Raw genomic sequence first — 24,718 nt, 5'->3', positions numbered from 1 at the left:
TGGGTACCCTTCTGGCTCGATGCCACCCGACCCGCGAACCTTGGCCCATCGGCCGCCGGCCGAGATGTCGGGAGGGTTTCCGAAGGCCGACGCCTACGTGGGCACGGTGATCGACTCGCGCTACGTGCTCGAGCGCCCGCTCGGGGAAGGCGGGATGGGCATCGTCTACGTCGGCCGCCACGTGAGCCTCGACAAACGCGTCGCCGTGAAGGTCCTGAAGCGCGAGCTCGCCGAAGAGCGCGAGATGGTCGATCGGTTCTTCAACGAGGCGCGCGCCGCTTCGTCGATCGGCTCTCCGCACATCGTCGACGTGGCCGATTTCGGCATGCTCGCCGACGGTGCGGCCTATTTCGTCATGGAGCTCTTGGACGGCCGGAGCCTCGGCGAGCTCCTCGACGCCGAGAAGGTGCTCCCCGAAGCCAAGGCGATCGACGTCGCGCGGCAGATCGCGAACGGGCTCGGGGCGGCGCACGCCGCGGGCATCGTTCACCGCGATCTCAAGCCTGACAACGTCATGCTCGTCTCGCGTGGCGCCCAACGAGACTTCGTGAAGATCCTCGACTTCGGCATCGCCAAGGTCTCGACCGCCGCGACGCGCCTCACGCGTACAGGGAGCGTCTTCGGCACGCCGCACTACATGTCGCCCGAGCAGGCCGCGGGGCTCAGCGTCGACAACCGCTGCGACATCTACGCCCTCGGCGTCATTCTCTACGAGATGACGTGCGGCAAGGTGCCGTTCGACGCCGACACGTACATGGGCATCCTTACCCAGCACATGTACAAGGCGCCCGCCCCTCCGCGCACCCTGCCCCTGCCTCGCCCGGTCAGCCCTGGGCTCGAGGCTATCATCATGAAATCGTTGTCGAAACGCCCGGCCGAACGCTACGCGAGCATGGAGGCCCTCGTGGCCGACCTCGACGTGCTCTCGTCCGGGGCCACGCCGGCGGCGGTGGGAGAGCTGCTCGCGCGGTCGGGCAGCCACAGTGTCCCCGGGGACTACTTTCACGATCGTGGTGGAGGTGCGGTCTCGGCATCGACGCAGATGTCGCTGGCGGGCGTATCTCGGCCGGGCAGCTCGCGCGTGGGACTCGCCGTGGGCGCGGTGGTGGGGCTCGTGGCCGCGGTCGCGCTCCTGGGGTTCGCGATGCGTACGTCCGCGCCCGCGCCCACGGCCGCGGGGCCGAGCCCGTCGGTCGTCCAGCTCAAGGTCGAGCCCGTGGCGAGCGTCGTGCCCCCGGCAGTGGCGGCCACGAAGACCGTCGCGGTGGTGGTCACGCCGCAGAACGCCACGGTCACCGTCGGTGGGGTCGATGTGCCCGTCGAGAAGGGCGGTATCGCCAAGGTCGAGGTGGGACGCGAGCCGATCGCGGTCGTCGTGTCGAAGCCGGGCTACACGTCCGTGTCGTTCCAGGTGGGCCCCACGTCGGCCCCGTTCGAGCGCGTCGACCTGTCGCCGGTCGCAAAGTCGGCCGTGGGGCCCGTCCCCGTGAAACCCGGCCCCGCCGTGACGGTCGTGCCTCCTCCTTCGCGCCCCGCGCACTGTTCCAAGGTCGGGAGCACCGCCGACGACCGGGTCGCGTACCCGGAGTGCTTCCGCTGACCCGCTCGAGGCGCTGCGCCGACTACCTTCGGAACGGAAGATCGTAGTCGTCGGCGAACGTGCCCTGCGTCGCGTCGCCTCGGTCGTCGTGGTGCTCGTCCGGCGGCGCGCGTCGGCGAACGTCCTCTACCGCGTCGGCGACCCTCCGCCAGGCGACGAGCGTCTCCTCGGCCGTTCGAAACCGGTTCTCGCGGTCCCTCGCCATGAGCTTCCCTAGGAAACGCTCGATGCCCTGGGGCCACTCGTCGCCGGTCGTCTGGGTGAGCGTGGGCGGGTCGCGATCGAGCTTGAGCGCGATGAGGGTGAGCGCGTTCGTGCCCTCGAAGGGGAGGCGGCCCGTGAGCGCGCGGAACGCGACGGCGCCGAGGGCGTAGAGGTCGGCGCGCTCGTCGACGCGGGCCGAGCCGCGCACCTGCTCGGGGGCCATGTAGGCAAAGCTCCCGAGGGTGGCGTCGAAGGCGGTGAGGGAGGGCTCGTTCTTGCGGTCGGCCTGGGACCTCACCTTCGACACGCCGAAATCGAGGATGCGCGTGCGCTCTTCGTGGGCGCCTTCGGACACCTCTTGCTGCGTGAGCTTGCGCTTCTCGATGAAGAGGTTCGCGGGCTTGATGTCTCGGTGGATGACATGCGCCGCGTGGGCGGCCATGAGGCCCTGGAGCGAGTCGTCGACGATGGGCGCGACCTCTCCGAAGGCGAGGTATTGCTCGCGACGGAGGCGCTCGTCGAGCCCTTCGCCCACGAGCCTCTCGAAGGCGATCCAGAGCCTCCCGTTCGGCTCTTTGCCCGACCCGAGCACGGCGGCGACATAGTCCGAGTGGATGGCTCGAGCGATCTCGGCCTCGCGGTTGAACCGCGCCACGAGGTCGGGGTCTTGGGCGGCGCGATCGTGGAGCACCTTGATGGCGACCTTCTCGCCGCGGCGACCTTCGCCCGCGTACACCTCTCCCATGCCGCCCTGGCCCAAAAGGCGGCGGATGCGGAACTTCCCGCCGAGGATGGTCCCCGATGGGATCCTGGAGTCCGCGCCCATGCGACCCTCACGGTAGCACGAATCCCGCCGTCCAACGCGAATCGGCGTCGTGATGCAGTGCGCCGCGCCGCGGGCCGGGTGTGGGCAGGGGCCAGGGCGAGGGCCGTCGGCGAGGAAACCGCCACCTGGTGCTTGCCGCTTCCGGTAGAGTGGCAACGTTCGAGCGGGCCTCCGCGAGGGAGAGGTCGTTACCGCCATTCGGAAAGGACGAGGCACGGGGCCATGCGTACGGAGAAAGACGTCGAGGCGTACCTCACGAAGATGAACCGGCGGTATTCGCCGCTCGACAAACACGGCACCTACGTGCTGCGCGCCGCGAGCGACTCGATGCCGCCCATCGCCCTCCACGTCGAGCCGCCGCTCGTCGTGACCCGCGTCAACGTGGGGCAGGCGCCGAAAGAGGACACGGCCGCGTTCTACAAGACGCTCCTCTCGCTCAACGCGAGCACGCTCGTCCACACGAGCTTCGGAATCGAGGACGACAACATCGTGCTCACGAGCGCGCTCGAGCTCGAGAACCTCGACTACAACGAGCTCGAGGCCCTGCTCGACGAGATCGACGTCACGCTGGCCGAAGAGGTGCCGAGCCTCGCCGCGCTGGCCGAGAAATCGAAGCCGGCGAGCTGACGCCCATGCGAAGGGCCGCCCCGCGGTCCTCGTTCGATCGGCGCCTGGCGCCGAGAGCCCCACGGAACCCCGAAGAACCCGAAGACAAGGCCGCGAGAGCACGAACTATGGGAATTTTTAGCCGTCTGGCGCAGCTCATTAAGTCGAATCTCAACGATCTGATCAGCAAATCCGAGGACCCGGAGAAGATGCTGAACCAGATCGTTTTGGACATGAACAACCAGCTCGTCGAGGCGAAGAAGCAGGTCGCCGCGTCGATCGCGGACGAGAAGCGCCTCGCGAAGCAGTACGAACAAGAGGCCGCGAACGCCGCCGAGTGGGAGCGCCGCGCGATGATGGCCCTGCGCGCCGGGAACGAGGAGCTCGCCAAAGAGGCTCTCTCCCGCAAAAAAGAGCACGATCAGCTCGCGCAGACCTTCAACGACCAGTGGTCGAAACAGAAGGCGTCCGTCGATCAGCTGAAGCGCGCCCTCCGCATGCTGAACGACAAGATCGAGGAAGCGAAGCGCAAGAAGAACGTGCTCGTCGCGCGGAAGAAGCGCGCCGAGGCCCAGAAGGCGATCCAGGAGACCATGCACGGCCTCAAGGATCAGAGCGCCTTCGAGACGTTCGATCGCATGTCGGCCAAGATCGACCAGCTCGAGGCCGAGGCCGAGGCCGGCGCGGAGCTCCAAGAGGAGTACACGGGCGACAGCTTGGCGCACAAATTCCAGAGCCTCGAGCGCGACGCGGGCGCCGAGGACGAGCTCGCGGCGCTCAAGCGCAAGATGGGCCTCGCGCCCGCCGAGGCGCCTCAGGCTCCGCAAGAGTCGGTGCAGGCGCGCGTGCAGGCTCCCGCGGCGCCTCCGTCGGTGTCGGCCTCCAAGGAAGAGGACGAGCTCGCCGCGGCGCTCGAAGAGATGGAGGCCGAGGCCACGGGGCAGGCGCGAAAGGCGCGCTGACCGAGGCTCGACCCGGCCGGGCTCCCGGCGCGTCTGGCAGGCCGAGGGCTCGCCGGGCGCGCCCGTGGGGCCTTCGGGAAATCGACCGGGTGGGGTGTCACGCCTCGCCGGCCGAGGGCTAGCATCCGAAAGGAGCAAGCCATGATTTCGTTCGTCCGTCACCACGCGCGCCGCATCACCTTCGCCGCGGCGCTCGCCACCGTCGCCCTCGCGGCCGGTTTTGCCGCGTCCCAAAAGCTATCTTCGGACTGCTGCCACCCGGGTGCCGCCTGCTGCCACCCGGGCGCGGCCTGCTGCAAGGCGGGGCACGCCAAGAGCGCCGCGGCCCACGCCGAGCCGCGCGGCCCTCAAGGCTGAGATGGCCCGAGCGCACGAAGAAGAGGAGCTCGACACGCTCATGGCGCGGCTCGCTACGGGCGATCGCGCGGCGTTCGATCCTCTCTTTCGTGCGCTCCACCCCCGCGCCGTGAGGTTCGCGCGGGCGCGGGTCGCCCCGTCCGTCGCCGAGGACGCCGCGCAGAGCGCGCTCTTGAAGGTGTTCGCGCGGGCGAGCGAGTTTTCCCCGGGGCGCCCCGTGCTGCCCTGGTTCTATGCCGTGTGCACCAACGAGATTCGCGGGGAGGCGCGGAGGTCCCGCTCGTCGCGGAGCGCGGACGAACGAGAGGCCCACGGGGTGCCGTCGGGCGACGCATCGGCCGAAGAGGCGCTGCTCCGCGCAGAGCTCGAAGCGGCCCTCGCCGTCGCCGTCGAGGAGCTCGATGGCCCGTCGGCCGAGGCGATCCACGCCGCGCTCGGCCGCGTCGACCGGCCGGCCGTGCCGGACGCGACGTTCCGCAAGCGACTATCCCGCGCGTACGAGAGGCTTCGCGCGGCGTTTCGAGGAGGCGAGCTTGAGCACTGAGGATCTCTCCGACCTGCGCACTCGGGCCCTGCGAGCGTACGAGCGCGGGCGCCTGTGGACGTCGCTCGTTCGGGCCGCCGTGGTCGTGCTCGCGACCGGCGCGCTCTCGTGGTTCGTGCGAGGCCACGAGTCTCTCTTGGCGCTCCCGCTCGTCTTCGTCATCGTGGTCGGGGGCGAGTGGATGGGGAACCTCGTGGGGCAGGGGATGCGGCGCGGCGCGGCCCTCGGCCTCGTATCCTGGCTGGTCCCCATGTCGGTCCTGCGCCCGTGCTGCGCCACCATGGACGCCGCGGCGCGCGGCGGCACGTGTTGCACCATGCCTTCGTGCTGCGTGGCGACCGGCGCCGTGCTGGGGCTCGTGCTCGCCTTCTTCGCGCCTCGCGCCAACGACACGAAAAACTACATGTGGGGCTCTGTAGGCTTGGCCGCCGGGGCGCTCGGGGTCACGGCGCTTCGATGCACGGGGCTCTTCGCGGGGGAGGCACTCGGCCTGCTCGGCGGTATCACGCTCGCGACTCTTGCGGTCTCGTTCGCGCGCCTCGTGTGGCTTCGCCGCGTGGCGTGAGGCCTCGGCGTCGTGCGTCGGGGCGGTACCTCTTCCGCCCGATTTCGAGCATGATGCGACCGCGGTGAGCCAAGGCGAATCGAAGCGACCCTCGTCGAGCGGCGACGAACCCTTTCACACGGGGTCGGTCGACGCGCTCCTCGATCGGCTCGGCGTCGCTGCGGCGTCGGGCCTCTCGTCCGAAGAGGCTCGTCGGAGGCTCGCCGAAGGGGGGCCGAACGAGCTCCCCGAGCCGCCCTCTCCGAGCGCGGTGCGGCGCTTCTTCGCGCAGTTCGCGAACCCCATCGTCGGCACGTTGCTCGTCGCCGGCGTGGTCGCCGTTCTGAATGGGGCGAACGCGCGCGAGGCGGGCGCGGTCGAGCGATGGGGCGACGCCTTCGCCATCGTGCTCATCGTCGGGTTGAACGCCGTCCTCGGCTTCGTCCAAGAGCGGCGCGCCGAGGCCGCGCTCGAGGCGCTCAAGAAGATGCAGTCCCCGTCCGCGCGGGTCGTGCGCGACGGAGACACCCGTGGGATCGAGGCGCGCGAGGTCGTCGTCGGTGACGTGCTCGAGCTCGAGGCCGGCGATGCCGTGCCCGCCGACGCGCGGCTCGTCCTGGCCGTGGACCTGTCGGTCGAGGAGGCCTCGCTCACGGGCGAGTCCGTCCCCGCCGCGAAAGACGCGCGCGCGACGCTCGAGGCCGACGCGCCGCTCGGGGATCGGTCGACGATGCTCTTCGTGGGCACGTCGGTCGTGCGGGGGCGCGCGCGTGCCGTCGTCGTGGCGACCGGAGTCGGGACCGAGCTCGGCAAGCTGTCGCGCCTCATGAGCTCTCCCGCCGAGTCGCGGACGCCGCTCGAGGTGCGCCTCGAGGCCTTCGGCAAGCGCATCTTGTGGGCGTGCATCGTGCTCTCGGTGGCCATCTTCGCGTTCGGTCTCTACCTCGCCAAGGAGACGTGGCAAGAGGTGCTGCTCGGCGCAGTGAGCCTCGCGGTCGCGGCGATTCCTGAAGGGTTACCAGCGATTACGACCATCACTTTGGCCCTCGGCATGCAGCGCATGGCCAAACGTGGTGCCATCGTCCGCAAGCTCGCGGCGGTCGAGACCCTCGGGAGCGCGACGGTGATCTGCACCGACAAGACGGGCACGCTCACCCAGAACGAAATGACCGTTCGTGTCGTCCACTGCGGTGGAAGGACGTACGACGTGTCGGGGGTGGGGTACTCGGCGAAAGGCGATCTCGTCGACGCGGAAGGTGCCGTCGCCGATCTCGACTTTCCGCCGCTCAGGAACCTTCTCGCGAGCGTCGTCCTCGCCAACACGGCCAAGCTCGAGACCGCGGAAGGCGAGCAGGTGCGCGTCGTGGGGGACCCGACCGAGGGTGCGCTGCTCACCCTCGCCGCGAAGGCCGGCGCGCCGCGGGAGTCCGTGCTCCCGGGGCACCCGATCGTCCGCGAGATCCCCTTCGACAGCGATCGCAAACGCATGACCGTCGTCACGCTCGACGCCCGCGGGCGTGAGGTCGTGCACACGAAGGGGAGCTGCGACGTCCTCCTGCCCCTCTGCGTGGCGGTCGAGACCGAGCGCGGCGTCGTGCCGCTCGGCGACGAAGGTCGCGCGGAGCTCCAGGCGCTCGCCGATCGCATGAGCGAGAAGGCCCTCCGCGTGCTCGCCGTGGCGCGTCGTGAGCGAGCGAGGGGCTCCGACGACGACGGCGCTCCTTCGGACGTGGAGCAGAGGCTCACCTTCGTCGGTCTCGTGGGCATGATCGATCCTCCGAGGGAGGGCGTTCGCGAGGCCGTGCGCGCCTGCGCCGAGGCCGAGGTGCGCGCGGTGATGATCACCGGGGACCACAAGCTCACCGCGATGGCGATCGCGCGAGAGCTCGGCCTCTGGGACGCGAAGGCGCGCGCGCTCACGGGCGCCGAGGTCGAGGTCTTGAGCGACGCCGCCCTCGCCGAGGCGGTCGACGACGTTCGTGTGTTCGCCCGTGTCACGGCCGAGCAGAAGCTCCGCATCGTGCGCGCGTTCAAGGCGCGGGGTCATGTCGTCGCCATGACCGGGGACGGCGTCAACGACGCCCCCGCGCTCCGCGAGGCGCACATCGGGATCGCAATGGGCCGAAACGGCACGGACGTAGCCCGCGCCGCCGCCGACATGGTCCTCGCCGACGACAACTTCGCGACGATCGTCGAGGCCGTGCGAGAGGGGCGCGCGATCTGGCGCAACATCCAGAAGTTCATCTTCTTCCTCCTCTCGTCGAACGCGGGCCTCGTCGTCACGGTGTTCGCGAGCTCCCTCGGGCCTCACCTCCCGCCGCTCCGTCCCCTCATGATCCTCTGGATCAACTTGGTCACGAACGGTCTCCCTGCGCTCGCCCTCGGCGTCGATCCTCCCGACGCGACCCAGATGATGGAGCCTCCGCGCAAGCCCGAGTCCGGGCTGCTCGGTCGGCGCGAGTACGTGGGCATCGCGACGGTGGGGCTCGTGATGGGGGGCCTCGGTCTCGCCTGCTACTTCGTGCCTTGGGCCTTGCCCGAGGGCACCTCGCGCCTCGCGTACGGTCGGGCGATGGCGTTCTCCGTGCTCGCGCTCTCCCCGCTCGTGCACGCGTTCTCGTGCCGCTCTCCGACCCGGTCGATTGCCGTGCTACGCCCGCTCGTCCCGAAGGCGCTGCTCGGAGCCGTCGTCCTGTCGGCCGCCATCCATCTCGTCGCCGTCCTCGTGCCCACGCTGAACGAGGTCTTCCACACCTACCCGCTCTCGCCGGCGCACTGGGGCATCCTCGCGGCGTTCGCCGTCGTCATCGTGCCGGTCATGGAGGTGCTGAAGGTCGTCTCGCGCGCGCTCACCGCCCGTCGAGGGCGCGGCCATGGATTCTAAGTATTCGATGGTCATAGGTTTTTGTGGCTCTTGAGGGACGAGCGGGGTGGGGCTGCCGGGCCACGCGGATGGGGTTTGGGCGAACGCTCGAGGCTGCTAGCCTCGCTGGGCCATGAAGGTCCTCCGGATAGCCCTCGCCGTCACCGTCACGTCCGTCGCCGCCTGCGGTCAGCCGTCGCCGAAGTCGCCGGACGGCGCCTCTCGAAAGGTGTCCGACGAAGAGTCGATAGGCGCGTTGGCGGCCGCGCAGGGGGGGCTCACCGCGCTCGGCGGCGGGGCGAACGCGAACCCGAGCGGCTACGAGACCGCCCTCTCCGGGCCGCTCCGTGCCGAGCTCCTCGAGAAGGACACCCCGGTGAAGCTCGATGGCGTGCTGAAAGAGTGGCCCGCGCGCACCCCGGCCAAGATCGCCCGAGGCAAGACGGACGGCCTCGCGTTCGCCGCGGGCCTCCAGTACGACGAGACCAAGATCTACCTCGCCGGCGAGATCGAGGACGCGAAGTACGTGCGCACGGCGCGGTTCGCCGAGGGCGAGGATCACGTGTCGTTCGCCCTCGCGTTCCCCGCGCAGGGCGGCAAGTACCAGGTGTACGAGATCGGTGTTTTCCCGGGCAAGTCGGGCGAGACGGCAGGGAGCGTCCGGTTCCTCTCCGGCCCCGCGAAGGGGCGCGAGGTGCCGTCGTCCAAGGTGGTCGAGGCCCCGAACGGCAAGGTGGGGCTCACGTTCGAGGCCGTGCTGCCCTGGTCCACGTTCGCCGAGGCTCGCACCCTGCGCGTCGGGCTGCGCGCGGCCGTGCGTTACCACGACGGTGACGGCAAGGCCGAGGCGGGCGTGCTCGCCACGAGCGCGGGTGGGGAGGGGGCCGCGAACGAGCTCGCGCCGCTCCCGACGGCCGCCGAACGCGCCGTGGTCGAGGGGCTCCTCGAGCCCAAGGGCATGGCCCAAGCCGTGCCGCGCATCGAGCTCTTCGCCGACGTCACGGGCGACGCCATGAAGGAGCGCATCAGCGTCTTCGATAAGTACTTCACGGTGTGTGGGCCTGGTTACCGCGGAGGGAAGCAGTTCTTCTACCGCGAGCTCTCGTACGACCTCTCGCGCGTCGAGGCCCGCGACGTGACCGGCAAGGGCAAGGAGGCGCTCCTCGTGAGAAAGCGGATCGTGCATCAGGGCACGGCGCACGAGGCGTTCGAGGTGTGGACGTTCGCGAAGGACGAGCCCGAGACCGCGTTCTCGCACGTAGTGGCGGTCACCGCGGGCGCGAAGAAGGTGACGAACGCGCTGCGCGTGTCGCCGGGCGAGATCGAGGTCACCGTGGAGCCGGCCGTCGGCTGGGACGCGACCTCCTACCGTGAGCCGGGGCTCGCCGAGACCGAGGCGCTCCTGATGCCCTGGGGCGCGGTCAAGTCGGTGACTTACAAATTCGATGGGGCTCGCTTCGCGAAGTCCGGGGAGGTCGCGCAGGCGGGACAGAAGCCCGAGGGGCCCGCGTCGAAGCCCGTGGCGGAGCTGCCGCGCGACGTCCCCACCCCCGAGGTCGGCAAGGGCGGAGACCTCTCGGCGCGCGTCTACGACCAGTACCTCGCCGACCAGAAGGTCGCCGCCGGCACGAAGCCCAAGGTCGATCTCAAGGTGCAGGTGAACGGCGACGCGAGGCCCGAGCGCGTCGTGGTGATCGGCAAGGATCTCGTGGTGCTCGGGCCCGGCTACAAGGGAGGCTCGCAGTACGCGTTCGCCCGCCTCTCCGACTTCGCCACGCCCGACGACATCACGGAGGTCACGGCGCGCGACATCACGGGCGATGGCCTCGCCGAGATCGTGGTGCGCGGCAAGGTGAAGCTGTCTCCGACGGTCGACAGTGAGGTGATGCTCGTCTACGGGGCTGCGGGCGACCGGGTCGTGCGCCTCCTCGCCATCGAGACGGCGCGCGAGGTCGCGGGCGGGCGGATCCAGGGGCTCGTCCAGTTCGTCCCGAGCAAGACGCGGGGCTTCGAGATCGACGTCCGCCCGGGCATGGCCCGCGGCCTCACCGAGAAGAGCTGCCCGTTCTCCGAGGGAGAGGTCACTGCGCAAGGGGTGCCCGTGCTCCTCCCGTGGGGCAAGACGAAGGCGGTGCGCATGGTGTGGAACGGCACCGCCTTCACGAAGCAGGAGTAGAGGCGCCCCTGCACGCGAGGCTCGGAGCCGTGCAGAAGCCGTGGGAGGACGGTCAGTTGCGCTTCGGGGTGGCGGCGCACGCCCCCCCGGGGCCGAGCTCGTCGCACTGCTCGGGGACGGAGAGGGCCTCGAGGAGGCGGCGGCTCCGGCAGTTGAGCGTGTCTCCCGTCATGGGGCCCGCGAGGCCTTCTCCGGCCTCGGCGCCTTGCTCGATGTATTTGAGGTTGGTGCACGCCGACACACACGACGGCACGGTCTCCCAGGCGGTTCGCGTGCACACCCCGAGCGCGATCGCGCAGAAGGCGTCGCACCGTTCACCACATACGCCTCCACCGAACGGACCGGCCACGGCGCAGTAGCCTGCGGGGTCGGTGCGCGCCACGTTTCCGGCGTACGAGGTTCGGCACGCGACGCTGTTCCCGCTTCGCTCTCCCGTGGTCCCTCGGGGCAGCGTGTCGCAGACCGCGAGGCACTGCTCGACGCTCGTGTACTGCGCGTAGGGACCCGTGCAGGAGTCGGTCACCTTCGTGCAGTAGGCGAGGCAGTCGGCCCCGCTGGGCGCGCCGTCGATGGGAGGGGGTGGGACGTTCGGGCGGTCGTCGGCCGTGACGCTGCCGTCGGGCACCTGCCCCCCGCCGTTCGAATCACGGGGATCGGGGGTGGGGTTCCGTGCGTCGGCGCACGCGGCGGCCACGAGGGCCGAAGCGAGCGTGAGGCCCACGCACGAGCGGACACGAAGCGAAGGAAAGCGAAAAAAAGCCACGAGACTCTCCTATCGTACGGGAGCGGATGACCGAGCGCCACGACCCTTCGCGCAGGGCCGCACGATTCGTCCATGTTCTACGGGGGCCTCGAGTCGCGACGATGGTCGACCGCGCGCCGCGTCGCCGCGCGCCGCGGGAAATTCCTCGGTCCGCGGCTTGCCGATTCGGCCGCCCGGCACGGAACGCCCCCTCGCCGGAAAAACCCTGTTGCTCCGCCGAAGGGAATCCGTGTTAAAAACGGAAAACCGTGGAAAACACCATCGTCGCCAAGGGGCGCCTGGAAGTCCGGGGCGGCACACTGACGGTCAAGAAGGGCGTAGGCAACAAGCCTCACCTCGAAATCGGGCCGGAAATTACCGTGATCGGCCGCAACGAGGCGTGTGATCTCGTGCTCGACGACAAGCGCGTCAGCGCCGTGCACGTCGAGCTCGTGGCCACCGAGCGAGGGGTCCGCGTGCGCGACCTCGGCTCGCGGAACGGCACGTTCCTCGGGGATACGCGCATCGGCGAGGTCTACCTCCTCAAGCCGACGCTCTTCACCGTGGGTGAGTCGCTCCTCGAGTTCTCCCCGACGGGCCCCGAGACGGTCGACATCCCCGACGTCGCCGGCTTCGGTCCGCTCGTCGGCTCGAGCGCCGGGATGCGCGCCGTGTTCGAGCGTTGCCGCAAGGCCGCTCCCACCGAGCTCACCGTGCTCATCCTGGGCGAGACGGGCTGTGGCAAGGAGCTCGTCGCCCAGGCGATCCACCAGGCCTCGAACCGCGCGAACAAACCCTTCGTGGTCGTCGACTGCGGCGCCATCCCGCCGTCTCTCGCCGAGTCGGCCCTGTTCGGCCACGAGCGCGGCAGCTTCACTGGCGCGGTCGACAAACGCGTGTCTCCGTTCGTCGAGGCCGACGGCGGCACCATCTTCCTCGACGAGCTCGGCGAGCTCCCGGTCGACGTGCAGCCGAAGCTCCTCCGCGCGCTCGCCGAGCAGCGCATCAAGAGCGTCGGCTCGAACAACTACCGCCCCGTGAACGTCCGGGTCATCGCCGCGACCCGCCGAGATCTCGTGCGCGAGGTCAACGCCGGCACGTTCCGGAGCGACTTGTACTTCCGTGTCGCGCAGCTCCGCGTCGAGCTGCCGCCGCTCCGCGAGCGCCTCGAGGACATCCCGGCCCTCGTCCGCAAGATGATGACCGACATCGGCGACAAGGACGCGTACGGGCGCATCACCAGCGACTCGCTCGAGCGCCTCATGCGCCACGACTGGCCGGGCAACGTCCGCGAGCTCCGCAACGTCGTGTCCGTCGCGCTCGCGTTCGGTCGTGAAGGGCCGCTCGACCTCGCCCAGCACCTCGCGCCGCTCGTCGCCTCGAGCGACTCGACGCCCACCCGGGGGCGCACCTTCCAAGACGCGAAACGCGACGTGCTCGCCCGCTTCGAGCGCGAGTACTTCACGGCGCTCTACGCCGAGTGCAGCGGCAACGTGAGCGAGATCGGCCGCAGGGCCGCGATGGAGCGAGCGCACGTGCGCGGCTACCTCCGCCGTCACGGCATCGGCGACCCCAAAGCCAACGGCTGATTCCTAAGCAAAATCGGCAGGTTGGCCGGGGTCTTCGTGGCGCCCGCGGGCGCGGCTCGACCGCGTCGACGCCCGGGCCCAAAAGGAGCTACGCTCGGGATCTCCGATGGTGGCGAAGACGAGCCCGGTTCCTCGCGCTCCGCGGCTCCCCTCCCTCTCGAAGTACGAGGTGCTGGGGGAGCTCGGACACGGCGGCATGGCCACGGTTTACCGTGCCCACGATCGGCGCCTCGGGCGTGACGTCGCGGTCAAGCTCCTCCACGCCCACCTCCGCGACTCGTCCGAGGTCGCGGCGCGGTTCTCGACGGAGGCGCGCGCCGTCGCGAAGCTCCGCCACCCGAACATCGTCGAGGTCTACGACGTCTCCGGCGACGACGACGACGAGCAGTTCCTCGTGGTCGAGCTCGTACGGGGCCCGAGCCTGCGCAGGCTGCTCGCCGACCGGGGGGCGCTCCCGCCCGAGGTGGGCGTCGCCATCGTGCTCGACGTGCTCGCGGCGCTCGCGAGCGCTCACGACTCGGGCGTGGTTCACCGCGACGTGAAGCCCGAGAACGTCCTCATCGAGCACCGCCCAGCGCCGCGCGAGGGCGCGGGCTCGGAGCGTGACTCGGGAGATCTCTCGGGGGGGCGGGTACGTGTAAAGCTCACCGACTTCGGGATCGCGAAGCTGCTCGACGCGCAGGGGGTCACCTCGACCGGCCAGGTGCTCGGGAGCCCGGCGCACATGGCGCCCGAGCAGATCGAGGGGGTCGAGGTCGACGAGCGCGCCGACGTGTTCGGCGCCGGCGTGCTGCTCTACGAGTGCATCGTGGGGCACTTGCCGTTCGAGGGGCAGAACCCCGCTCAGGTGCTCCGACGGGTGCTCGAGGGGATCTACGGCGCGGCCGAGCAAGAGCGCCCCGTGGTCGGGGCCGTGCTCTCGCGCATCTGCGATCGGGCGCTCGCGAGGGAGCCCGAAGGGCGATACGCGAGCGTGCGGGCCATGCACGAGGTGCTGTCGGCGGAGCTCGAGCGCCTCGGGATCACCGACCCGCGCGCCGAGGTCGAAGCGTACCTCGACGACCCCGAAGGGTACGAGGTCGCCCACGCCTCACGCATGGTCGAGCGGCTCCGCGCCCTGGGAGACGCCGCGCGTGCCCGCGGAGATGCCCTGGCTTCGGCGGCCGACTACAACCGCGCGCTCGCCTTCGCGCCGCACGACGCGAAGCTCCTGCGGCTCGTCACGGGGCTCCGGCGTTCGGGGGAGCGTAGGGCGCTCGCCCTGCGGATCCTCCCGATGGTGCTCGTGAGTGTGTGTGTGTGTGGTGCGTCGTTCGGGCTCACGCGGGCGCTTCGCGCTCGACGTACGGAGGTCCCGGTGGTGCCCACCACGGCCTCCGTGGCGCCGAGCATCGTCGCCGAGGTCCCCAGTGCTCCGCCCGTTCGTGAGGTCGCTTCGGTGACGCGCCCCCCCGCGCGTCCGACCGTCGTTCTCCCGAAGCCCTCGGCGGCCCCGAAGGTGCGGCAGCTCGGCTTCGCGAGCGTGGTCCCGGCGCAGGGGGTGCTCGTGTCGATCGACGGGACGCCCGCCGGGGACGTGTCGACCGATCGGCAGATCCCGATCGACGACAAGCCCCACGAGCTCGTCTTCTCGTGCCGCTCGAACCTCTGCGTTCCGGACAAGCGCGTCGTTTCCGGCGGCGATGTCCCGGTCCGCCTCGAGGTGGCCCTACGCATCCGAGACGCGCAGGTCCTCGTCGAAGGCAGGCCCGACCACTCGTACGGCATCGACAAGCGCCCCGGCACCATCTTTCGGGCCGGCTCCACGGTCAACGTGCCGATGCCCATCGGCGGCCCCGGCTTCGAGGATGCGTACGTCGTCGAGCTCGAGAGCCAGCGCAAGGTGAGGGTACAGCTGAAAGGCGGCTCCCTCGCCCGCGCCGTCTTTCCCGCCGAGTGACGGTCGGGGCCCGTGCCCTCCACTTCGGCGGTCCCGGTGGGGCGAAACGTGCGATTCTCTTCGCCATCGTGACCTCGGGGAAACGACTCTCGAGCCTCGTGCGAAGAGGCGGCCTTGCAGGTGCCCTTGCGCTCGTCGTCGTCATGACCTGCGCCCGGGCGATGGCCGACGTGCAGTCCGAGCTCGAGAAGGGGAGGGCCGCCTACGTCGCAAAAAACTACGCCGAGGCCGAGCCCCACTTCCGTCGGGCCCTCGAGGCCCCCGAGGGGCGCGACACTGCGCAGACCTCCCTCGCGCGCATGTACCTCGGGGCCATCGCGGTCGCCGAAAAACGCCGCGACGACGCCTCGAAGGCGTTCGAAACGCTCCTCCTCGACGACCAGCTCTACGAGCCCGACCCGCTCACGTTCCCGACCGACGTCATCAACCTCTTCATCGACACACGCGCCCAGCTGCGCGCCAAGCTGAACGCCGCGGCCGCCGAGCGCGCCAAAGTCGAGGCCGAGCGCAAGGCTCGTGAGGAGGCCGATCGCCGGGCGCGGGAGGCGTGGTTGCTGAAGGTCCAGGAGCTCGCGACCGAGGAGCGCACGACGGTGCGAAATTCGCGGTTTTTGGCCCTCGTGCCCATGGGGGTGGGGCAGTTCCAGAACGGTCAAGGGGCGCTCGGTACGGCGTTCCTCGCGCTCGAGGGCACGCTGGTCCTCGGCACCATGGTGACGCTGCCCGTCTACCTCTCGGCGCAGGCGAGCGCGGCCGACGAGTTCGCGCGAGGTGACCCGGACCGTGTGGCGCAGGCCTACAAAGATCGCGCTCGCGCGATCCGGGCGGTGAACCTCTCGCTCGCCGGTGGGCTCGTGCTCACGGCGCTCGTGGGCATCGCGCAGGCCGAGTGGGCCTACGTTCCGGAGCGCGTCGAGGTGAAACGAAGACCGCTCCCGCCCGTCCCGACGGGACCGAAGAGCGCGTCCTTCTCGCCGACGTTCCACCCCGTCGAGGGGGGGGCGGCCTTCGGCCTCGTCGGGCGCTTCTGAACGCGCTGGCTTTGGTGTGTAACGTGTCGAAACGATTGAATTATTGTGTGGGGCAAGTCGCCACCCACGACTCCCCACACGGCTTCAGCGGGCGTCCGTTGTCGATGACGGCTCCGAGCAGCGCCGGGGTCGACGTGAACCGAACGGAGAACGACGCCGCGTCGCACGGGGTGTCGCGGCCGTCGAGCGTCGGATCGGTGGCCAGGTCGAGGGCCTGGCAGAAGCGGTCGCGTACGTTCTTGAAGACGGCGTCCTCTCCGCACAGATAGGAAGACGGCGCGATGGGGTTCGGCACGCTCTCGAGCGAGGTGAGCATCTCGCGCGCGTTCGTCCGGCCCGAGATCGTGCCGCGGTCGCACTCGAACGTGTCGCCGCTCTTCACGATGTGGGCGAGCAGCGTTCCCCCGATGATGGGCACGGTGTACGGCCCGACGCGGATGCTGTTCGAGAGGGTCGCGACCACGGTGAAGTCTCGGACGTAGGCTCGGGTGTCGACGATGTTCGGGAGGTACGGCGTGCCCCCGAGCAGCGACTTGGCGTCGACCGTCCAGCGGTCGTTTCCGTCGAACTGAGGCGTGGTGCGCCCCGCGTCGGCGCCGGCGTCGCCCGAGACGTCGAGGCCGAAGCTGTTGAACACGGCGACCTCGACCTCGTCGTCGTTCGCGAGGCCGTTGTAGTTCTTGATGCGCACGGTCAGGCCGTACTGCCCCCGCGCGATGCGGGCGGAGACCGAGTTGTCCTTGCCGAGCACGGACACGAGCGAAATGAAGAACGCTCCCGCGGAGTTGTCGACGCCGGACGGAAAGTCGCACACGCCCGCGCCGAGCAAGGGCTTGCACGAGCGTGTCCCGGGGCACGTGCAGGTCGAGTCGAGATCGAGGCCCTCTCCGGTGGGCTTCTGAGGATCGTCCACCGCACCGAACTCGAACGTCCGGATGGCGTTGATCACGACGAGATCGCCGCCGAGGGGGCCTGTCGGGCGCGTGGGGGGGCGCGCGCTCGTGCACGTGGTGCTCGCGTCGGGCGCGTCGGGCAGGTCGGCGTCGGCGAGCCTCGCGTCGTTCTCGGCGGTGGCGTCCTGGGGCGCGGCGTCTCCCCCCGAGTACCCGTCGAGCGGGTTCAGGAGCGAGCACGCGCCGGCGAGACCGAGACCGGCGAGGCCGACGAGAGTCCGAGGGAGGGCGCGCATCGATCTCCCATCGTACGGTGAAGGGCGGCGCGGCGAAAGGCTCTCTCCGAGCTCAGCCGGCGTCCGTGGTCTCGCAGTCTCGCAGTCTCCTACAGCGCCCTCCGCACGAAGATGTCCTCGAGGGTCTCGCGCTTCGGGACGACGCTCTCGACCCGCGCCCCCGCGTCGAGGGCGGCCTTCAGCACACCCCGGACCTTCTCGTCGCCGTCGGCCTCGAGGGCCCACGATTTTCCGAGGGATCGAGGCGAAAACCCTTGCTCCTTGAGCGCGTCGAGGAGGGCGTCGCTCGCGTCCCCGAGGGTGACCTCCGAGACGTGCCCACCCTGGCCGACGAGCTCGCTCATCGTGCCCGACACGATGACCTCTCCCTTCTTGAGGATGGTCACCCTGTCGCAGAGCATCTCGACGTCGCTGAGGATGTGGCTCGAGAAGATGACCGTCCGACCGTTCCTCTGCTCGTCGACGATGAGGTCGCGGACCTCCTTGCGCCCCACCGGGTCCAGGCCGCTCATGGGCTCGTCGAGGAGGAGCATCTCGGGGTCGTGCACGAGGGCGGCCGCGAAGCCCACGCGTTGGAGCATGCCCTTCGAGAGCGCGCGGACCGGCCGGTCGATCGCGTAGAGCACCCCGACGCGATCGAGCACCTCGGGCACCCGCGTCGCGAGGACCTTGCCGGGGACGTCGTTCAGGCGGCCGGCGAGGGTGACGAACTCACGAGGCGTCAAGTACGGGTAAACATAAGGGTTTTCGGGGAGGAAACCCACGCGCCCCATCGCCTCGGGCGACGGGACGGGGAGCCCCAGCAGCGAGGCCTTCCCTCCCGTCGGGTGGATGAGGCCCGTGAGCATCTTGATGGTCGTCGTTTTGCCGGCGCCGTTCGGGCCGAGAAAGCCGAAGATTTCGCCTCGACGCACCTCGAAAGAGACCTTTCGAACCGCGTGAACCTCTTTGCCGGAGAACGGCTTCTTGAACGTCTTCGAGAGCTCGACGACCGAGAGAACGACGGGGCTTTGGCTCATCGTGCGGACCCGAGCTTACGGCAAGGGAGACCGTTTCTCGAAGGGCTTCGTTCGGTGCGCCGTGCCTCGCGAAAATCTCGCGCGTGCGCGAGGGGTGCTCGCCTCTGTGAAAGGCACGAGACCGTGCTATGGGGGCGCCATGGCGAGCCGTGGGCGGATCCTCATCGTGGACGACGAAGCGAATGCAAGGGCGGCGCTCAGCGAGATCCTTCACGACGAGGGGTACGTGACCGAGACCGCGGCCGACGGGTTCAAGGCCCTCGGCAAGCTCGAGGACTTCCAGCCCGACGTGATCCTGACCGATCTGAAGATGCCCGGCCTCGATGGCCTCGCCTTCATGGAAAAGGCACGCGCCGCGTCGCCGCTCACGGTGTTCGTGGTCATGACCGCGTTCGGCACCATCTCGAGCGCCGTGTCCGCCATCAAGCTCGGCGCCGAAAACTACCTGACGAAGCCGCTCGACTACGAGGCCCTCTCCGCCGTGGTCGAGCGCGCCATGGAGAAGGCGCGGCTCCTCGAGGAGACGTCGCGTCTCCGGGATCGCCTCCGCGAGCGCAACGCCTTCGGGCACATCGTCTCCGCCGACCCGAAGACCCAGGCCGTGCTCGATCTGGTCTCCCAGGTCGGCCCCAGCAAGGCGAGCGTGCTCATCACCGGCGAGAGCGGCACCGGCAAGGAGCTCATCGCCGAGGCCGTCTGCGCCGCGAGCCCGCGGGCGGACAAGCCTTTCGTCCGTCTCCACTGCGCGGCCCTCTCGGAGTCGCTGCTCGAGAGCGAGCTGTTCGGCCACGAGCGCGGCGCGTTCACGGGCGCGTTCGGGCGGCGCGAAGGGCGCTTCAAACAAGCCGACGGCGGCACGCTCTTCCTCGACGAGATCGGCGAGATCTCGCCGAGCACCCAGGTGAAGCTCTTGCGCGTGCTGCAAGAGAAGTCGTTCGAGCGCGTCGGCGGCAACGAGACCTTGAAGGTCGACGTGCGCGTCATCGCCGCCACGAACCGCGATCTCTTGGCCGCCTCGAAGGCCGGCACGTTCCGCGAGGACCTCTTCTACCGGCTCAACGTCATCGCCATCGACCTGCCGCCCCTCCGGTCGCGCCCCGCCGACATCCCCGCGCTCGCGAGCTTCTTTCTCGGCAAGTACGCGCGCGAGAACGGCCGCCCCATCGACGGCTTCTCGGACGAGGCCCGCGAGATCCTCGTGAAGTACGAGTGGCCCGGGAACGTGCGGGAGCTCGAGAACGCGGTCGAGCGCGCCGTCGTCCTGTGCGATGGCCCGCGCATCGAGAAGCGTCACCTGCCGGTGCAGATCGTCCCCCGCGAGGTCCGCGGCGGTCCGCCCGAGATCCCCGGCTCCACGATCGCCGACCTCGAGCGCTACGCCATCTTGCAGACGCTCGAAGCGTGTGGCGGGTCTACCTCCAAGGCCGCGCTGGTGCTGGGGATTTCGCCGCGCAAGATCCAGTACAAGCTGCACGAGTACTCGGGCGGCCCGGCGCCCTCGTCGCGCAGCTGACCCACGACGCGTCGGGCGGCCCGGCGCCGGGCGCGAAGGGGAAAGGGGTGGGGTGGTCCTTTCACTTTCCCCCTGGCAGAGGTCCCGTGTAGGCTTCGCCCCGCTCGGAGGGGCACGCGACCCCTCGCGCTCGCTCGACCGAACGACCGAAAACTTTTCCGTTTTTTGCTTACGGAGACGGTGCGAAGCCACCGTGGAAACGATGAAGGGACGAATGAAGACCAAAGCCTTCTGGGTTCTCTCGATCCTCTCGGCCCAGGCGGCCTTCGTCGGGACGGCGGCGGCCCAGCCCGCGGGCATCTCGCTCGGCGGCGGCGCGTCGGCGGGTCCGTCAGGGGTCTCGGGTGGCGCGTCGGGCGAAGCGAACGGCGGTCCCGCGGGCGCTCCCAAGCCCGACGACGAGTGGGCCGATCGCGATCGGAAGCTCGGCGAGTCGCCCACGCTCGTCGGCGGCGTCGGTCTCCTCCACATGCCCTTCGCGCAGGGTGGGGCCCCCGGCCAGTTCCGCGTCGCCTTCACGGCCGAGACGTTCTCGGCGGACTTCCTGTGCACGTCCGAGCAGACGTGCCGAAACCCCCGGGGCGGCGCGCGCCTCTCTTCGGCGGGCCTCACGCACATCGGCGGCACGCTCGCCCTCGACGTGCAGATCTTGAAGTGGCTCGAGGCCTACGGCTCGACCGGCGGGTACGCGAACTCGAGCGACCAGAACCGGCCGTCCCTCATCCAGGTGCTCGGGGACTCGCAGCTCGGCTTGAAGGCCCACATGCCGGTCAATAAGTTCCTTCACGTCGGCTTCGCGCCGGAGCTCTGGCTCGTGAACGGGACGGGCTCGGTGGGGCTCCTCGGCGGGGGCACGAGCGCCAAGTTCCGCGGTCTCGCGACGGCCGACCTCCGCGATCTCAAGAAGCCGCTCCCGGTGCGTGTCGGTACGACGCTCACCTACTCGATCGACAACACCGGCGAGACGCTCGGCGACATCGAGGCGACGCGCCGAGAGCCGGTGACGCGCATCGAGCGCTTCGGCCTCCGCGTGAACCGCGTCGATCACTTCGACATCAACATCGGCGCCGAGGCGTTCGTCCTCAAAGAGAAGCTCCGCCCGTTCATCGAGTACGGCATCCAGATCCCGATCAACCGCCAGGGCTACGCGTGCCGGCTCAATAACCCGAGCGCCGACAAGTGCCTCGCGAACGACCCGGTCGCGCCGAGCAAGCTCACCCTCGGTGCGCGCGCGATGCCCTGGAAGAACGGCTTCGCCCTCACGGCGGCGTTCGACATCGGCGTGACCGGCACCTCGAATTTCATCGAGGAGATGTCGCCGGTGGCCCCGTGGACGTTCTACCTCGGCGCCGGCTGGGCCTTCGACACGAAGGATCGCCCCCCGGTCGAGACGGTTCGTCTGGTGGAAAAGCCCGTCGAGGTGAAGGCCAAGGGCGCGCTCGTCTCGGGGCTCGTGCACGAGGCCGACAAGACCGAAGGCATCGCGAACGCCATCGTCGCGTGGGACGAGCACCCTCAATGGACCTCGCTCGCGACCGGCGCCGACGGCCGCTTCACCACCCACGAGCTCGAGCCCGGCACCTACACGTTCTCGGTCAAGGCCGAGGGGTACAAACCAGGGAGCTGCAAGGTCACCTTGCCGGCGGGCGCGGCTCCGGCGGCGGCCCCGATCCAGGTCGATTGCCCCGTGCAGGCCTTGCCTCGTGTCGGCGCGGTCGTCGGCCGCGTCAAGGACGAGAGCGGCGCGGTGCGTGGCGCGGTCGTCAAGCTCGTGGACGCGCAGAAGCGCACCTTCTCGGGCAACGGCGACGACGCGGGCGCCTTCCGCTTCAGTGAGGTCGGGCCCGGCACGGCGCAGGTCACCGTCGACGCCGAGGGCTACCTCTCGTACGTGGGCACGGTCGACGTGAAGGCGAGGCAGGACAACCCCGCCGACATCGTGATGCAGAAGCGCCCCAAGAACGCCCTCGTTCAGGTCGGCAAGAACGAAATCACGATCAAGAACCAGATCCAGTTCGCGCTCGACTCGGCGCAGATCCTCCCCGCGTCGACGGCCCTCCTCACCGAGATCGCCGACGTGTTCTTGCACAACCCGCAGATCAAGCGCGTCGAGATCCAGGGCCACACGGACAACTCCGGCACGGCCGACCACAACAAGCAGCTCAGCGAGGATCGCGCGAACGCGGTCGTCGCGTGGCTCACCTCGCACGGCGTCGACGGTGGCCGGCTCGTGGCCCGTGGGTACGGGCAGTCGAAGCCCCTCGTGCCGAACGTGACGGCGGCGAACCGCGCGCGCAATCGCCGCGTCCAGTTCATCATCGTCGATCAAGACGCGGCGGCGCCGGCTCCGGCGAAGGGCGACAAGCCCGCGGCGAAGGGCGACAAGCCCGCGGCGAAGAAGCCCGACATCAAATAGCCACCGACGCGATCGGTCTCCACGCAAAGGGCTCGTGTTCCGCCGGGGACGCGGGCCCTTTCTGCTTCGCCTCGGCGCGCTCCGTGGGGGAAGGGGACCGCTCGACGCCCGTTCACGCCTGCCTCCCGTTCACCTTCGAGCCCCACGAGCGAAATAAGTGTCCGAAATGTCCCGAGAATTTGGGTGCATGTTGCCCCGGAAGAAGCTCGGGCTTGCAGGTTCGAAGTTCCGGCGCTAGAAGTCGACTCCCATTTGGTGGCTGTTCCGAGCGGACCCCAATTCCGGGCCCGCCTTTTTTTTGTCTCGCGCATGACCCTCGCCGAAAAGACCACGAAACCTGCCTCCTCGCTGCCCGACCTCGCCCCCGTGCGTGCGCGCATCGAGCCGCTCGCGGCCGCGAACGGCGCGGAGCTCGTGGCGATCGAGTGGACGACCGAGGGGCGAGGCTTCGTCTTGAGGGTGTCGGTCGACAAGGCCGGCAGCGCGGCGAAAAAAGCCCAGACGGAAGAGTCGGCGGTCGATCTCGAGGTGTGCGCCACCTTGTCGCGCGAGATCTCGCGCTCGTTCGACGAAAACGATCCGTTCCCCACCCACGCGAGGTACGCGCTCGAGGTCGGCTCCCCCGGCGTCGAGCGCGTGCTCCGAACCGAGGCCGACTACGACCGCTTCGCCGGCAAGAAGGCGAAGGTTCGTCTCACGAGCGCGATCGGCGGCCAAAAAGTGCTCGAAGGCACGATCGTTGGCCTCACGGGCGGCGTCGTCACCTTCGACCTCGGGGGCTCCACCGTCCCCGTTCCCTTCGCGCAGATCGCCTCGGGCCGCCTCGTCTTCGAGATGACCCAGGGCCAAAAGAATCGCCCGAACCCCGGCAAAAAGACCCGAAAGTAACCGCTCCGCCCTTCGTGCGCGCGAGCGCCTACCCAGGAACTGACCATGGCGACGACCCAACAGCAGAACAACACCGGCGAGCCCAACCTGCTCCAAGCGATCGACATGGTCGCGCGCGACAAGGGCATCGACAAAGCGCGCCTCGTGAAGACGGTCGAAGAGGCCATCTTGAAGGCCGCCCAGAGCGTGTTCGGTCCGACCCGCGAGCTCGAGGCGCGCTTCAACGAAGAGACCGGCCAGGTCGATCTCTTCCAGTACATGACCGTGGTCGACGATCCGTCGGACGACGAGCGCGAGATCGCCCTCGAGGACGCGCAGGCCGCCGGCCTCGACGCGGAGCTCGGCGAAGAGCTCGGCTTCCAGATCTTCTGGCACCCGTCGGACGCGAAGAAGGCCGCCCAGCAAGACAAGGACTTCGGCGACATCCTCATGGTGAAGCAGGCGCGCTCCACCTTCGGGCGCATCGCCGCGCAAACCGCGAAGCAGGTGCTCATCCAGCGCGTCCGCGACGAAGAGCGCGACCTCATCTACAACGAGTTCAAGGACAAGAAGGGCGAGCTCATCAAGGGCGTCGTCCGCCGCTTCGAGAAGGGGCAGAACCTCATCGTCGACCTCGGTCGCACGGAGGGCATCCTCCCGTTCCGCGAGCAGACGCCCCGCGAGTCGTACCGCCCGGGTGATCGCATCGTCGCCCTCCTCAAGGACATCGACCGCGAAGCGCGCGGCCCGCAGATCATCCTGTCGCGCGCCGACGCGAAGCTCGTCGAGAAGCTCTTCGAGTCGGAAGTTCCCGAAATCTATGAGGGAATCGTTCGTGTAGTGGCGTGTGCGCGCGAGGCTGGGGCCCGCTCGAAGATCGCCGTCGCGAGCCGCGACTCGGACGTCGATCCGGTGGGCGCGTGCGTGGGCATGAAGGGCTCGCGCGTGCAGGCCGTCGTGCAAGAGCTCCGCGGCGAGAAGATCGACATCGTGCCCTACGACCGCGACCCCGCGCGCTTCGTGTGCGCCGCCATCCAGCCCGCCGAGGTGCTCAAGGTCATCGTGGACGAGGCCGACAAGCGCATGGAGCTCGTCGTCCCCGACGAGAAGCTCTCGCTCGCGATCGGCCGCAAAGGTCAGAACGTGCGCCTCGCCGCGCAGCTCACGGCCTGGAAGCTCGACATCATCAGCGACTCCAAGTTCAAGCAGATGGAAGAAGAGGCGATCGCCGCTCTCCAGAGGCTCGACGGGGTCGGCGACGCGGTGGCCCGCAACATGTACCGCCAGGGCTTCCGCGCCCTCGAAGAGATCGTCGAGGCGTCCGACGAGGAGCTCACGGCGATCCCGGGCATCGGCACGAAAGAGGCCGCCGAGGCGATCCGTACGTCGGCCGAGAAGACGATGGAGCGCCTCCGCCAAGAGCGCATCAGCGCGGTCGCTTCGCGCACCGAGCCGCTCACCGAGCGCGATCGCCTGCTCTTCCTCCACGGCGTCGGCGAGCGCACCGTGACCCTCCTCGAAGAGGCGGGTTACCGGAGCATCGAGGACGTGCTCCGCGAGGACGAGGACAAGCTCGCCATCAAGACGGGCCTCGGAATCAAGAAGGCCCGAGCGCTCAAGCTCGGGGCCGAGTCGTTCCTCGCGAACGAGTGGCACGAGATCTCGCAGGCGCTGAAGGCGGCGCTCGCGCAACACCAAGGATGAGGAAGACACGTTGGGTGCCCCGAAACG

Annotated in this window: 19 protein-coding genes; 15 read left to right on the top strand and 4 right to left on the bottom strand. The window is 69.4% G+C overall.

The features are described 5' to 3' along the window. Positions 1-19 precede the first annotated feature (19 nt). Positions 20-1,600, top strand: coding sequence for a serine/threonine protein kinase (locus IPK71_24760; GenBank protein MBK8216950.1), 1,581 nt, complete (start codon positions 20-22; stop codon positions 1,598-1,600). 22 nt (positions 1,601-1,622) lie between these two features. On the opposite strand, the gene IPK71_24755 is transcribed toward IPK71_24760, so the two are convergent. After that, complete coding sequence (locus tag IPK71_24755) at positions 1,623-2,630, bottom strand: serine/threonine protein kinase (GenBank protein ID MBK8216949.1); 1,008 nt, start codon at positions 2,628-2,630, stop codon at positions 1,623-1,625. Positions 2,631-2,852: 222 nt separating this feature from the next. On the opposite strand from IPK71_24755, the gene IPK71_24750 reads away from it, so the two are divergent. From IPK71_24750 to IPK71_24720, 7 genes are all read left to right on the top strand, one after another. Further along, positions 2,853-3,257 carry a CesT family type III secretion system chaperone gene (locus IPK71_24750; protein MBK8216948.1) on the top strand — a complete coding sequence of 135 codons (405 nt, stop codon included), beginning with the start codon at positions 2,853-2,855 and terminating at the stop codon, positions 3,255-3,257. 107 nt (positions 3,258-3,364) lie between these two features. After that, the gene (locus IPK71_24745) at positions 3,365-4,198 is read left to right on the top strand and encodes a PspA/IM30 family protein (GenBank protein ID MBK8216947.1); all 834 of its coding nucleotides are present in this window, start codon (positions 3,365-3,367) and stop codon (positions 4,196-4,198) included. A 141-nt stretch (positions 4,199-4,339) separates the two neighbouring features. Next, positions 4,340-4,555 carry a hypothetical protein gene (locus IPK71_24740; GenBank protein ID MBK8216946.1) on the top strand — a complete coding sequence of 72 codons (216 nt, stop codon included), beginning with the start codon at positions 4,340-4,342 and terminating at the stop codon, positions 4,553-4,555. A gap of 1 nt (position 4,556) precedes the next feature. After that, positions 4,557-5,099 carry a sigma-70 family RNA polymerase sigma factor gene (locus IPK71_24735; protein ID MBK8216945.1) on the top strand — a complete coding sequence of 181 codons (543 nt, stop codon included), beginning with the start codon at positions 4,557-4,559 and terminating at the stop codon, positions 5,097-5,099. Beyond that, positions 5,089-5,664 carry a hypothetical protein gene (locus tag IPK71_24730; protein ID MBK8216944.1) on the top strand — a complete coding sequence of 192 codons (576 nt, stop codon included), beginning with the start codon at positions 5,089-5,091 and terminating at the stop codon, positions 5,662-5,664. Before IPK71_24735 ends, IPK71_24730 begins: the two co-directional genes overlap by 11 nt. Positions 5,665-5,728: 64 nt before the next feature. Then, entirely contained in the window at positions 5,729-8,527 is a 2,799-nt protein-coding gene (locus IPK71_24725) for a cation-transporting P-type ATPase (protein ID MBK8216943.1), read from the top strand. 112 nt (positions 8,528-8,639) lie between these two features. After that, positions 8,640-10,682 carry a hypothetical protein gene (locus IPK71_24720; GenBank protein MBK8216942.1) on the top strand — a complete coding sequence of 681 codons (2,043 nt, stop codon included), beginning with the start codon at positions 8,640-8,642 and terminating at the stop codon, positions 10,680-10,682. A 52-nt stretch (positions 10,683-10,734) separates the two neighbouring features. Here IPK71_24720 and IPK71_24715 read toward each other — a convergent pair whose 3' ends face one another. After that, the gene (locus tag IPK71_24715; GenBank protein ID MBK8216941.1) at positions 10,735-11,445 is read right to left on the bottom strand and encodes a hypothetical protein; all 711 of its coding nucleotides are present in this window, start codon (positions 11,443-11,445) and stop codon (positions 10,735-10,737) included. 248 nt (positions 11,446-11,693) lie between these two features. On the opposite strand from IPK71_24715, the gene IPK71_24710 reads away from it, so the two are divergent. The 3 genes from IPK71_24710 (at position 11,694) to IPK71_24700 (ending at position 15,983) form a co-directional block, all read left to right on the top strand. Beyond that, positions 11,694-13,013, top strand: a complete 1,320-nt coding sequence (locus IPK71_24710) for a sigma 54-interacting transcriptional regulator (protein ID MBK8216940.1) — start codon at positions 11,694-11,696, stop codon at positions 13,011-13,013. Between the two features lie 106 nt (positions 13,014-13,119). Next, entirely contained in the window at positions 13,120-14,952 is a 1,833-nt protein-coding gene (locus IPK71_24705; protein ID MBK8216939.1) for a serine/threonine protein kinase, read from the top strand. A gap of 143 nt (positions 14,953-15,095) precedes the next feature. Continuing rightward, on the top strand, positions 15,096-15,983 hold the full coding sequence (locus IPK71_24700; GenBank protein ID MBK8216938.1) for a hypothetical protein: 888 nt from the start codon (positions 15,096-15,098) through the stop codon (positions 15,981-15,983). Between the two features lie 40 nt (positions 15,984-16,023). Here the strand turns inward: IPK71_24700 and IPK71_24695 are convergent, their stop codons facing one another. Then, positions 16,024-17,172 (bottom strand): hypothetical protein, encoded by a 1,149-nt coding sequence (locus tag IPK71_24695; protein ID MBK8216937.1) that lies wholly within the window; start codon positions 17,170-17,172, stop codon positions 16,024-16,026. An 89-nt stretch (positions 17,173-17,261) separates the two neighbouring features. After that, the gene (locus tag IPK71_24690; protein MBK8216936.1) at positions 17,262-18,191 is read right to left on the bottom strand and encodes an ABC transporter ATP-binding protein; all 930 of its coding nucleotides are present in this window, start codon (positions 18,189-18,191) and stop codon (positions 17,262-17,264) included. 139 nt (positions 18,192-18,330) lie between these two features. On the opposite strand from IPK71_24690, the gene IPK71_24685 reads away from it, so the two are divergent. From IPK71_24685 to nusA, 4 genes are all read left to right on the top strand, one after another. Further along, positions 18,331-19,704, top strand: coding sequence for a sigma-54-dependent Fis family transcriptional regulator (locus tag IPK71_24685; protein MBK8216935.1), 1,374 nt, complete (start codon positions 18,331-18,333; stop codon positions 19,702-19,704). A gap of 214 nt (positions 19,705-19,918) precedes the next feature. Further along, positions 19,919-22,120 carry a carboxypeptidase regulatory-like domain-containing protein gene (locus IPK71_24680; GenBank protein MBK8216934.1) on the top strand — a complete coding sequence of 734 codons (2,202 nt, stop codon included), beginning with the start codon at positions 19,919-19,921 and terminating at the stop codon, positions 22,118-22,120. Between the two features lie 309 nt (positions 22,121-22,429). Then, positions 22,430-23,008, top strand: coding sequence for a ribosome maturation factor RimP (locus IPK71_24675; GenBank protein ID MBK8216933.1), 579 nt, complete (start codon positions 22,430-22,432; stop codon positions 23,006-23,008). Between the two features lie 45 nt (positions 23,009-23,053). After that, entirely contained in the window at positions 23,054-24,691 is a 1,638-nt protein-coding gene (gene nusA / locus IPK71_24670) for a transcription termination/antitermination protein NusA (GenBank protein MBK8216932.1), read from the top strand. Positions 24,692-24,718: the final 27 nt, after the last annotated feature.

The organism is Myxococcales bacterium (assembly GCA_016712525.1).
GTDB lineage: Bacteria > Myxococcota_A > Polyangia > Polyangiales > Polyangiaceae > JAAFHV01.
The sequence above is the reverse complement of the archived record's forward strand: the minus strand, read 5'-3'. Positions and strand labels throughout refer to the sequence as shown.